The organism is Chryseobacterium sp. MFBS3-17, assembly GCF_020687745.1.
Taxonomy (GTDB): Bacteria; Bacteroidota; Bacteroidia; order Flavobacteriales; family Weeksellaceae; genus Marnyiella.
Genome location: NZ_JAJEWK010000008.1, coordinates 110,378 through 121,957, shown reverse-complemented (window position 1 = coordinate 121,957; position 11,580 = coordinate 110,378). Strand labels below are relative to the sequence as shown.

The 11,580-nt window shown below is 43.4% G+C and carries 12 protein-coding genes; 4 read left to right on the top strand and 8 right to left on the bottom strand.

Going from position 1 to position 11,580, the window contains the following annotated elements:
* Positions 1-63: 63 nt before the first annotated feature.
* From LKO26_RS12710 to LKO26_RS06030, 3 genes are all read left to right on the top strand, one after another.
* Positions 64-195, top strand: a complete 132-nt coding sequence (locus LKO26_RS12710) for a hypothetical protein (protein WP_262907421.1) — start codon at positions 64-66, stop codon at positions 193-195.
* 33 nt (positions 196-228) lie between these two features.
* Positions 229-351: a hypothetical protein gene (locus tag LKO26_RS12705; protein WP_262907420.1), complete on the top strand. Its 123-nt coding sequence runs from the start codon at positions 229-231 to the stop codon at positions 349-351.
* An 80-nt stretch (positions 352-431) separates the two neighbouring features.
* On the top strand, positions 432-938 hold the full coding sequence (locus LKO26_RS06030; RefSeq protein ID WP_227586948.1) for a hypothetical protein: 507 nt from the start codon (positions 432-434) through the stop codon (positions 936-938).
* An 84-nt stretch (positions 939-1,022) separates the two neighbouring features.
* On the opposite strand, the gene LKO26_RS06025 is transcribed toward LKO26_RS06030, so the two are convergent.
* Both LKO26_RS06025 and LKO26_RS06020 read right to left on the bottom strand, forming a co-directional pair.
* The gene (locus tag LKO26_RS06025; RefSeq protein WP_227586947.1) at positions 1,023-1,727 is read right to left on the bottom strand and encodes a C40 family peptidase; all 705 of its coding nucleotides are present in this window, start codon (positions 1,725-1,727) and stop codon (positions 1,023-1,025) included.
* A gap of 438 nt (positions 1,728-2,165) precedes the next feature.
* Positions 2,166-4,367 (bottom strand): glutamine synthetase III, encoded by a 2,202-nt coding sequence (locus tag LKO26_RS06020; protein WP_227586946.1) that lies wholly within the window; start codon positions 4,365-4,367, stop codon positions 2,166-2,168.
* Positions 4,368-4,626: 259 nt separating this feature from the next.
* Here LKO26_RS06020 and LKO26_RS06015 point away from each other — a divergent pair, with 259 nt between their 5' ends.
* On the top strand, positions 4,627-6,306 hold the full coding sequence (locus tag LKO26_RS06015; protein ID WP_227586945.1) for a DUF6909 family protein: 1,680 nt from the start codon (positions 4,627-4,629) through the stop codon (positions 6,304-6,306).
* A gap of 177 nt (positions 6,307-6,483) precedes the next feature.
* On the opposite strand, the gene LKO26_RS06010 is transcribed toward LKO26_RS06015, so the two are convergent.
* The 6 genes from LKO26_RS06010 to LKO26_RS05985 form a co-directional block, all read right to left on the bottom strand.
* Positions 6,484-7,338, bottom strand: a complete 855-nt coding sequence (locus LKO26_RS06010) for a neutral zinc metallopeptidase (protein ID WP_227586944.1) — start codon at positions 7,336-7,338, stop codon at positions 6,484-6,486.
* Positions 7,339-7,471: 133 nt separating this feature from the next.
* Positions 7,472-7,987: a 6,7-dimethyl-8-ribityllumazine synthase gene (gene ribH, locus LKO26_RS06005; protein WP_227586943.1), complete on the bottom strand. Its 516-nt coding sequence runs from the start codon at positions 7,985-7,987 to the stop codon at positions 7,472-7,474.
* 3 nt (positions 7,988-7,990) lie between these two features.
* Positions 7,991-8,698 (bottom strand): tetratricopeptide repeat protein, encoded by a 708-nt coding sequence (locus LKO26_RS06000; RefSeq protein WP_227586942.1) that lies wholly within the window; start codon positions 8,696-8,698, stop codon positions 7,991-7,993.
* 79 nt (positions 8,699-8,777) lie between these two features.
* The gene (locus tag LKO26_RS05995) at positions 8,778-9,314 is read right to left on the bottom strand and encodes an adenine phosphoribosyltransferase (protein WP_227586941.1); all 537 of its coding nucleotides are present in this window, start codon (positions 9,312-9,314) and stop codon (positions 8,778-8,780) included.
* A 2-nt stretch (positions 9,315-9,316) separates the two neighbouring features.
* The gene (locus LKO26_RS05990) at positions 9,317-10,462 is read right to left on the bottom strand and encodes a hypothetical protein (protein WP_227586940.1); all 1,146 of its coding nucleotides are present in this window, start codon (positions 10,460-10,462) and stop codon (positions 9,317-9,319) included.
* 58 nt (positions 10,463-10,520) lie between these two features.
* Positions 10,521-11,537 (bottom strand): hypothetical protein, encoded by a 1,017-nt coding sequence (locus LKO26_RS05985; RefSeq protein ID WP_227586939.1) that lies wholly within the window; start codon positions 11,535-11,537, stop codon positions 10,521-10,523.
* Positions 11,538-11,580: the final 43 nt, after the last annotated feature.

The following is an 11,580-nucleotide window of genomic DNA, read 5'->3' as shown; positions in this document are numbered from 1 at the left end:
GAAACAAACTATTTACTATTTTTGAAGATGCAGGCTACGGCCTGATTCACAGAAAATATACCGATGAAAAAACTAAACCGCCAGGAGATTACAGACACCCTGAACAGCCTTATATCCGTACGGCATACCATTTTTGAGCACATCATTAACCTGGCCATGACGGGCGAAATGAGCCATCTGGAAGACGCTTTCTAAAGAGGAGATACGTACCGTTTTTCACTGGCGCATTTGGAGGATGTAGAAGATCCGACTATCCAGAAACTGGTACGGCTCTGTAAACAAACCGAAGAAACCCTGTTTTCCATCATGGATTTAAACGGAATCTCCGGTCAGGAAATCGATCTGGAATAGAATGCACTGTACGGATAACGATTCTGAAACCACAACAATCCCTGAAACCTTCCGTTTGAATATTGATCAGATTTACACCCATGAATATCTTACCCTGCCTGCTGGCCTTTGTACTGTTTTGCGCCGGCACCCCAAAACTCACTGCACAATCACCTGCTGACACCGTGGCCAATGCTATGGCTTTCGGACTGGGGTCCAAAATGACGCTCAAACTCGTCAAAAACACTTCCGGAAGCTACGACTACCGGGTGATTCAATACGAAGAATTTACGGATTGCATCCGCATTCAGGACACCAATACTTTGCTCAGTGCTGTTCCTCAGAAAGAAACCATCGAAGTGATCTTTGCCATCGGGCACTACCGGGACGGCAATGACAAGGACGATTACAAAACGGTGATGATCAGCCGCAATAATTACTGCTTTCCGCTTTACTATGATGCGGCCTTTCAGACGCCGGATGAGGAACAACTTCAGCAAACCACCGTGAAACCACTCCTTCCCGGTACGCAGCATATGGAACTTTGGCCGTTTCTCATTGACTATATGGCCTTAATCAACTACAGAGCATCTGGTGAAACACAATAGGATTCAGTACCGAAACCCACTTCATGACCACCAAAAAAAAAGCCTCCGCTTGTGCGAAGGCTTTCTGCAATATATGCGTATCAATTAATTCATTTTGCTGGCCAGGTTTTCATTTTCCAGATTCGCCACGTAATCTGTGGTCAGGATTCTTTTTGCGAAACGGTATCTCGGACCCCAGTAGCGGTCGTTCAGAGAGGATTTCATCACACCTCTGGAAGTTGCCGCATGGATGAACTTTACCTCACCGTTTTCATCTACAGAATCTACAATTCCTACATGTGAAATGCGACCTCTGCCTTGTGAGAAGAACACCAGATCTCCTTTCTGCAGTTCGGTTTTTTCTACACGTTCACCTTCATTGGCCTGAGATGCTGCTACCCGAGGTAGTTGTACCCCTGCAGCGGCACCAAATACCGAAAGAACAAAAGCAGAACAGTCTATGCCGCTTCTGGTCATTCCGCCATATCTGTAAGGCACACCCAGATAGGTTGCTGCTTCTTCCAGAATATTATCAATAGTTTTGGTAAGTTTAATGGCTCTGGCTATTTCAGCCTTTTTCTCCAGATTATTTACGGCAGCCATTTTCGCAGTTTTCTCTGCCGCAAAACTGTTTACAAGCGTTTGTTTATTCTGTTCCAGCCTTTTAAGTTCGGCCAGTGATGCTTTGGTATTGGATTTGTATTCTTTATTGTATAGTGAAGGCTCTGCCACAACGTAATTGGTAACGCATGATTGCAGGGAGAATATTGAAATGATCAGCGTTAAATATAAAAGTGCGTTTTTCTTCATAAATTTTATATTTATTGAGTTAAATGTTACAACATTATCACTCAAATGCATGGCAAAATTAGAGAAAACAGCTCCAATAGCTGCTGTGGAAGCCACCTCATGAAATAATTTTAACAGAGTTTAACAGTATTTTTTGGTTTGTTAAAGAAAATCACTTGCGAAAGCACTGAAAATAAGGGCTTGCGCTGTATTTCTATTTAAGAATTGTTAACATTTTCATTCGTAAATCTGCGTATGCTATAAGATTTATGCGTAATTCTGTAAACAACTCCGTGCTGAGGAAACTGCGCCTCTCTTGTTAAACAATCCTTAAAACCACTTCATTAAATTACTGATAAACAATTATTTATACGTTTTAACAAATAATAAAAAGCCCCAAAAAAGTATCTGACTTTTTTGGGGCAGTCCGCGAAGCGGGATTTATTTTTGAAGGAACTGTTAACGTGTAAACAGCAATTCCCGGTATTTGGTCATGGGCCATAATTCATCATCCACCATCATCTCCAACTCATCACTGGCCTCTCTGATTTTATTAAACCTCGGAATCACCTCATTACAGTACAGTTCTGCCTGTTTCTGGCTTCCGGGTGCAGCTGCGGCTTTATCTTTGGCCAAAATCAATTCATCTACTCCCGTTTTGATTCCGGTAATGTTTTCAGAAATATTTTTAATCAGCTCAATTTGTTCTTTCGCATATACCTGATATTCCTGGTCGCCAAAAATTTCTTTCAGTCCTTTTACATTCTCAATGACCCGGTTCTGATAATACAATGCCGCAGGAATGATGTGATTTCTGGCAATATCTGACAGTACCTTTGCTTCTATATCCACCACGGCAGAATATTTCTCCAGCTTGATTTCATTTCTGGCCTCAAACTCCCGGTGATTAAAGATGCCCAGCTCTTCAAACAAAGCAATAAACTTAGGATTTAACTCTTGTTTCAGAGCTTCAGGGGTCGTTTTCAGGTTATTTAAGCCGCGTTTTTTTGCCAGTTTCTCCCAGTCTCCGGAATAGCCGTCTCCTTCAAACATGATATTTTTACAATCCTTGATGTATTCGCGCAGGGTATTGAAAATCGCTTCATCTTTTTTCAGGCTTTTACTTTCAATCAACTGGTCTACCTGTTTTTTAAATACCTGAAGCTGTTTGGCTACAATCGCGTTCAGAACCGTCATAGGTTCGGCACAGTTCGCAGAAGACCCCACCGCGCGGAATTCAAATTTATTTCCGGTGAAAGCGAAAGGCGAGGTCCGGTTTCGGTCTGTATTATCGAGCAGGATTTCAGGAATTTTACCCACTACATTGAGTTTCAGATCGGTTTTCTCTTCGGGAGACAGTTTGCCGTCACTCACCTTTTCCAGTTCTTCCAGCACGCCAAACAACTGGCTGCCTATGAAAGCTGAAATAATGGCCGGCGGCGCCTCATTGGCTCCCAGACGGTGATCATTGCTGGCCGAGGCAATGCTTGCCCTCAGCAAATCAGAATAGTCATGAACCGCTTTCAGGGTATTGACAAAGAAAGTAAGAAACTGAAGATTTTTCTTTGGGTTTTTGCCGGGACTCAGCAGGTTCTCGCCGGTATCGGTCGCCAGAGACCAGTTATTGTGTTTGCCACTTCCGTTGACCCCTTTGAAGGGTTTTTCGTGGAAAAGAATATGAAAATGATGTTTGTGCGCAACTCTTGCCATAATATCCATAAGCAGGGAATTGTGATCCACGGCCACATTGGTTTCTTCAAACATCGGTGCCAGTTCAAACTGATTGGGCGCAACTTCGTTATGCCGTGTAGTCACCGGGATGCCCAGTTTCATACATTCTATCTCCAGTTCCTTCATAAAGTTAAGGATTCTGGTGGGGATGGACCCGAAATAATGATCATCCAGTTGCTGGCCTTTTGCCGGCGAATGCCCCAGTAAAGTTTTTCCGGTGAATACCAGATCGGGACGTGATTGATACAAAGCACTGTCTACCAGAAAATACTCCTGCTCCCAGCCCAGTGTGGCCGTTACTTTGGTCACGTTCTTATCAAAATAAGACTTACAAACATCAGTTGCCGCCATATCTACGGCATTGAGCGCTCTCAGCAATGGTGTTTTATAATCCAGTGTTTCGCCGGTATATGATATGAAAATAGACGGAATACACAGCGTGGTGCCAATGATAAAAGCAGGCGAAGTAGGATCCCAGGCCGTATATCCGCGCGCCTCAAAGGTATTTCGTATTCCGCCGTTTGGGAATGAAGAAGCATCCGGCTCCTGCTGAATGAGCATACTCCCGTTGAACCGCTCAATAGCACGATCACTCTCAAACGGAGTAAAGAAGCTGTCATGCTTTTCTGCAGTAGAACCCGTGAGGGGCTGAAACCAGTGTGTGTAGTGCGTAGCGCCTTTGGACAATGCCCAGTCTTTCATGGCTACGGCAATCTGATCTGCAATATTCCGCGGCGTCTTAGAACCTCTCTTAATGGCATCCTGAATGGACGTGAATGCTTCCTTGGTGAGATAGGAACGCATGGTTTCTTCTGAAAAAACATTCTCACAAAATAATTCTGAGAGTTTTTTCGGTACTTCTACGAAGTTGTCTTTCCGGTAATTTCTGAAAGGCAATTCCTTTAGCGCATTGAATCTTAAAGTGGACATAACTTCTGAGTATTTAATTTTATTCTGCAAATGTAAATACTTTTTTTATCACTTTATTTAAAATTATCATATTTCTTAAGGGGGTGGACTCAATTTTTTTTCAAAAAACCATATCACCCTATGCAAAATAATAGGGTATATCAAATAACAATTATTATTTGCAGTTATTTTCACCGGAAATACAATAATTCATATTTTATTATAAATCGTTATCTTTGTGCGTCATTAATTATAAATAACCTAAATCCAATATAATTTTATGGCAACAAACCTAAGAGCGCGCGAGACCACTGAAGCGATTGAAAGACTTTACGTCACTATGCGCCACCTTTTCTACAGGGGCTTTTTCAAACCGGGCGGCGTTTCCGGAGAATCCATACGAACTTTACTGATGACCATTTCTCCCGAAATCTACGGATCCATGTCTGTAGGAAACAAAGTGGAACTGGACGGTCTGCTGTACGTACTGGACCGCCTGCCGGAAGGCATAGAAAGTACTGCATTTGTACACCTGACCTCTGATGAGGGCTTCGAAAAGGGAAGTTTTGAAGTCATTGTTCCCAAAAAGCGCCGCAGAAACTGCTACCGGATAGATGAGCACCAGATGAATATTGAAGTGTTGCTGGGCCGCTCAGAGATTTACGATATCCTGACCCACCTGACCTTTCTGTACATAGAAGCAGACAAAATTCGTGAGCTGGGTTACCGCAAAGACGAAGAATACAAGCCTACCCGGACCTGGCGGGTGATTGAAGAAGTGGCCACCGGGGCCAAAAAACTGAGCAGAAAAGAGAAAGAAGTGGCTTTAATTCACCTTTCTTCACTGCTGGGAAGAACATTTGATGAAGTACTGAACGCTTACAATAACTTCGGAGATGACCTGAATCCGGACCGGCTGTTTAAAATCATCTATTCACTGGGCAAAGTAAGCCTGGACGACCTTACGGGTGTCCGCGAACGTGAAATTTACTTCAGTGCGATTCTGAGAGAGCGCGTAGGACATCACCTTTTCGGGGAGCGTTGGGCCAATAAGGTAAAAGAGGTTCTGGCAACCAATGATTTGCACAAAAGACCCCTTCACATTATTTCGGCCAATATGCATTCTGTAAAGAACATGCTTTTCGGAAATGATGCAGTGGGCAAAAAAGCAACCAAAGAAGTAGATTATACGCTGTACGAAGAAATCAGCAACAAGAAACCGCTGCAGGAAAAAGTGCTGACTCACGCTGAGAAGCAGGGCCTGATTTACATTAACGACGACAGTGGCAGTAATATCGATGTTCAGATAATAGACCTGAGCAAAATTAACCTGAAAAACACACCTTTTTCCAGCATTAAATTTAAAGGAGATGACGTAATTCTGGTATTTGATTATGCCTTCGGGGAGCAGGCGTTCGAAATTATGGACGAATTACTGAGGCCATACGAGCATCAGCAGGAAATATATACCATGCATGTAAAATCCATTTCGATTATGGGTAAAGCGGGAATTCTTACGGGCGCCAAAGGCGACATCATGATTCCAACATCACACATTTTTGAAGGAACAGCCGACAATTATGTATTTGAAAACGCTCTGAAAGTGGAAGATTTTGAAGATGACGAAGTTAAAGCTTTTGAAGGATCTATGATTACGGTACTGGGCACATCCCTTCAGAACAAAGATATCCTGAGTTATTTCATGAATACCACATGGAATGCTGTAGGACTGGAAATGGAAGGCGCTCATTATCACAAAGCGATACAGGTGGCTTCCAAAATCAGACATCATATTTCACCGGACTTGTTTATCTGCTACGGTTATTACGCCTCAGATAACCCACTGGAAACAGGATCTACCCTTTCCTCGGGAGGTCTGGGACTTACCGGTGTAAAACCCACGTATATGATTACGCTCCGTATTCTGGAAAAAATCCTGAATTCCGCAACTACGGTATAGCCAATCATGCAGAAAATAAAATGGCTGTAACCTTTGGTTTTCAGTCATTTTCAGATGTATTCAATATCTTGACCACTGCCGGCTCAAATGCGATCTAGTCCGAAGTGCATGCATCAAAAAATTCCTGTCTGCAAGCCAGACAGGAATTTTATATCGGGTTCAAAGGCTACAATCAGATTATCTGATCAGTGCGTTGAAGGTATCACCCTGACGAATATCGCCGGTGTTATAGCCTTTCATAAACCATTCTTTTCTCTGTGCAGAACTTCCGTGCGTGAAACTCTCCTGATTGACATAACCCTGAGAGCGCTTCTGGATATTATCATCGCCCACCGCTTCTGCAGCACTGATGGCGGCCTCCAGGTCGCCGGGTTCCAGAAAGTTTTCGCGGTTCTGGGTGTATCTGGCCCACAATCCGGCATAAAAATCTGCCTGCAGTTCTGTGGCGACCGATACGCGGTTCATTTCAGCTTCGGAGTAGCGTCCGCTTCTTCTCAGCTGCTCTGTTTTCTGAAGCGTGCCGAGAAGGTTCTGCACATGGTGACCCATCTCATGAGCCATGACATACGCTACAGAGAACTCGGTAACCTCTGCGCCAAAACGATTCTTAAGTTCTGCAAAAAAGCTCATATCCATATAAACGGACTGGTCTGAAGGGCAGTAAAACGGTCCCATGGCAGCCTGGGCAGTTCCGCAGCCAGACTGGGTCATGCCCTCGAACATTACTACACGGGCCGGCTGGTACTGCATTCCGTTTTCCTGAAAAATTCTGGCCCAGGTCTGTTCATTTTCTGCAGTAATCATTTGCACAAATTCGCGGATTTGTAATTCATCCCGGGTCAGATCACGCTGTTCTGTAGTAGCAGAAGAACCACCGCCCTGACTGAGGATGGCGGACGGGTCACCACCCAGAAAAAATACAATTGCGGCTATAATCAGGGTACCGAGCCCACCGCCTACCAGCATACCTCCGCCACCCCCGGATCCTCTTCTGTCATCTACATTTCTGCTGCGGTCTTCAGTCCATTTCATCGTTTATTTTTTTATGATTAATGAGGTAAAGTTAGTTAAAATTAAAAAATACAGGAACATCCTGTACAGAATTTTCAGTGAGGGATTCAAAAATCGCGTCTAAGTTTTGAATACAGGAATAATACGGAACAGTTTACTGTCCGAAACCTATGCTACCGGGTTTCTTTCCCAGGCTTCTTTTAAACTGAATCATCTGCAACGCTGTAACCGCTGCTTCCACCCCTTTGTTGCCCAAGTCGCCACCACTGCGCGCTACGGATTGCTCGGGTGTATCATCGGTAAGGACACAGAAAATGACCGGCGTATCTGTACGCACATTGCAATCCTTGATTCCCTGCGCTACTGCAGCACACACATAATCAAAATGAGGCGTCTCACCACGGATGACGCAGCCTACGGCGATGACCGCATCATATATTTTCTCCCGGCACAACTGCATAGATGCATACGTAAGCTCAAAAGCGCCGGGTACCGGAAAAACCTCTATTTGCTCTGCCGGAACCCCCTCTGTCTTCAGGATATCCAGAGCGGCATCGCGCAGGTTGAAGGTTACAAAATCATTCCAGTCCGAAACAACAATGCCAATTCTAAAAGAATCAGCATCGTTTATCTGTAATGGTTTGTAATCCGAAAGATTTACTGTAGCCATGATTTAAAAATATTTTACCATTTCAATATAGGCATCAGACATTCCATTGTCATAATCCTTATATTTCTGGTCTATGGTTGTAAAGTGTTTCTTTGCCACATCTTTTTTATCCATGCCCAGTGCCACTGTGCCCGCTTTTTTGGTAAAGAAGTACATGGTATATGGGTCTGAAGAAGCTCCGGCAGCTTTTTCCAGCAGGCTCAGGGCTTCATCATTCTGATTAAGATTAGATTTGCAATCTGCCATAGCCCCGTATTTCAAAGCCATCAGGATTTTATTTCCGGAGGAAAATTTATCCAGCAAATCATACGCCTCCTGATATTTTCCTTCTTTGAATTTCAGAAGACCGGCATTATAGGCAGATAATTTACCGACATCGGTGTTGCCATATTCTTTCTGGGTTCCCAAAAAGCCGGGATTTGCAGCAGATTTACCACCCAGTGCCTCTGCATCATTTCCATCATTCAGATGTTTCTGTGCAGCCAGGTAGCCTTTCATTGCTTCTTCATTTTTGGGCGCCACAATAAATTGCTGGTATGCAAAAAAGCCAAGAACACCTGCCAGCAGAACGCCGAACACGATGCCCAACATTTTGGAATTCTTTTCCAGAAAACGCTCAGTCTGTAAAGCCTCTTTATCTAAATCTTTAAAGAACTCTACTGTTTCTTTACCTTCCTGTTCTTTTTTGTTGTGCTTATTATCTTTTGCCATAATTTTTGTAAAATAGAAGTGCAAATTTAACTTATTCAGAACGATTTACAAAATTTTTGTTGAATGCCTTCAAAATCAATCAATATTCCAGAATCCGGAACACTTCTGCATTGAATTTTCTGAGCTTGTCTTCCCCGTGAAGATCTTTCAGGCCAATCAAAAAACTAAACTGTGATGCCTTTGCTCCCTGCTTTTCCACCAGTCTGGCGGCGGCTTCCGTAGTCCCGCCCGTAGCCAGCAGATCATCATGAATCAGAACCCTCTGCCCGGCTTTGATCTGACCCTCGCGCATTTCGATTTCAGAAAAACCATATTCCAGTTCGTATTTTTCACTAACAAATGGCGGCGGTAATTTTCCTTTTTTGCGGATGAGGATGAACGGAACCTCCAGTGCCACGGCGATGGCGATTCCGAAAAGATAACCCCGGCTTTCTATACCGCACACGGCATCTACCTTTCCTTTGCTGAACTGTACAAATTCATCAATAACACTTTCATACAAGGCCGGTTTTAAGAAAATAGGTGTAATGTCTTTAAACTGGATGCCCGGAATGGGAAAATCTGCAATATTTTCAATGGTTTGTTCTAATTCCTGAACTAAGTTTTTTGATGGCATGGTTAATTTAATTTATATGATGATATTTTCCATTCACCATTGATGTTTTTTAATCCAAAAGTAACGTTGAGTGAGGAAGTATTTCCATTTTTATCTGTAATATCATAAGTGGCATTTACGGTGGAGCCGCCTTCCGTAACTGTAGCTCCGGAGATATTCTTTACAGTCAGATTTTTTACAGCTCCAAAACCACTGCTGGGATTGGAGAACTTTTCATAGGAACCCCAACTTGGATTACTGGATGTTTCGTAAGCAGAGCGCAGATTCTGAGTACTGAGGCCATTCAGAAATTTCTGCACGGTAACCCTGGGATCTCCGGCCGCCGGAACCGTTGAAGTGTTATCCAGTGGTGTTTCTGCAGGTGCTGCGGTTTCTGTGGAGGCCGAGTCTGACACAATCACGGGTTTGGGTGCTCTGAGCATTTTCGGATTGACCGGCACGCCCACATTGGTCATTTTCAGTGTTTTTTTGGTCGTCACTACAGCAACCGTAATATCTACTTTATTGTCAATAATCTTTTCTGCAGGCAGACTCTGAAACCTCAATGTAAAGCCGGGAAAATTCTGATCCTGCATCATATTTTTGGAACTATAAATTTTCACACCGCCACTGTACACATCCATGGTGACTTCCAGCGCGGCACCGCTGAACGCCACGTTATTGCCGTTTCCATCTACCAAAGCTGGTTTTACAATCAGTTCACGCACGCCCAGCACGGGGTCTTCTGCACCATTTCTGGTGGACAGATGCAATGCTGTGGCTGCTACATCATTAGGATCTGATTCTTTGGCCGCTACATCCTCGAAAATATTCATGGTACCCAGAGACGGTGGCCCGCTGCTGGTCCAGTCTATACCATGCTTTTGTGCAACCTGATCTGCAAGTGCGAAAATCTCCGGGACCTTTTTGCCTTCCAGCATTTTGGACAGTAAAGTCAGTTCGTAAGCATCGCCGTCAGCTTCTACGCCAAAGGTTTTCAGGATATACAGAGCTTCATTAAACTTGTATTGCTGAATGGTGCTGAGCTTTGAGCTCATATCATTGATGCTGGACTGAAAAGCTTGTAAACTGGTAGCATCTACCGAATCTTTCTTACAGGCTGTAAAAAGAAAGAGCATCAGCACAAAAAGAAAATGGAACTTTTTCATATAATCGTTTGGTGGTTATCTACAAATTTAAATAATTTTGATGAAACCCGGTATGGCTTTATTTTGTACCACGGTTCTGACCCTCATGCAGACTTTTTTCAAAGAATGACCTGAAGACCTGCTGCATATCCGGAAACCCGGTTTCTTTCCAGTACGCTTCGCTATAGTGACTTTTGTCCGGATCCAGTTTGATCTGGGTCGAATTGATGGAATTACTGTATGAAATCTCTGTGGGAAGAAAGTTTGCATATTTGGTCATCTGGTGGTAATCCGCTTCAGACTTATGCTTCAGTTTGAAGTTAATCTGTTCTGCATAGGCAAGGAAATTCCTCAGATCTGAAGTTCCCTTCTCGAAACTGGCAGCGTTCAAATATTCAAAATCATAAAAGCGATACCCTAAAATACTGAATGCTCTTTCCTGAAGTGCGGTCTGGTGAATCTGCATCCGCGTCTGATTGCCACTTTCCAGTTCTTTATACTTTGATTTGCCTTTCTGCAACTTTTGCTGAATCTTCCCGATTTCATCAAGCTCCGGCACTTTAAGTGATGAAGTATAGACCATACTGGCCACTTTTTTGCGATCCTGATTCTCGGTACTTTTGGTAAAAGTTCTGTACTGCTCTATACTGACCGAACGTAACTTTTTGGAATCATTATCAAAAATATAGGTGGCTACCCCGTCTGCATACACATTCAGTTCCCGGTTTATGGTGATATACACATTAAAATATCCTTTTACATTCAGGTATTTGGCTTTTTTGGCACTGATGACGACTGCCGGAATCTCTGAAACGCGATCCTGAAGTCTGATGACCTGCTGAGACAAATCTGCGGCTCCCACTCTGGCGATTTCATAATTCTCATAAATCAGCACATAAGTACCCTGTAAGGGTTCCAGAGCTGACTTCAGAATCGTTCCTTCCACATCTGAAATGGCAAGCACATCTCCGCGTTCACTGAGCACCGTAACTCCTGAAAGAGGCTGACCGGAGACCGATGATACCAATTTAATGTCCTGGCAGAATCCTGAAACAGAGAAAACAAGCAGCAAAAAAAACTGTAAAATCTTTTTCATAAGGTTACTTTATGGTTAATAAAAACAATAAGTCCATCACAGG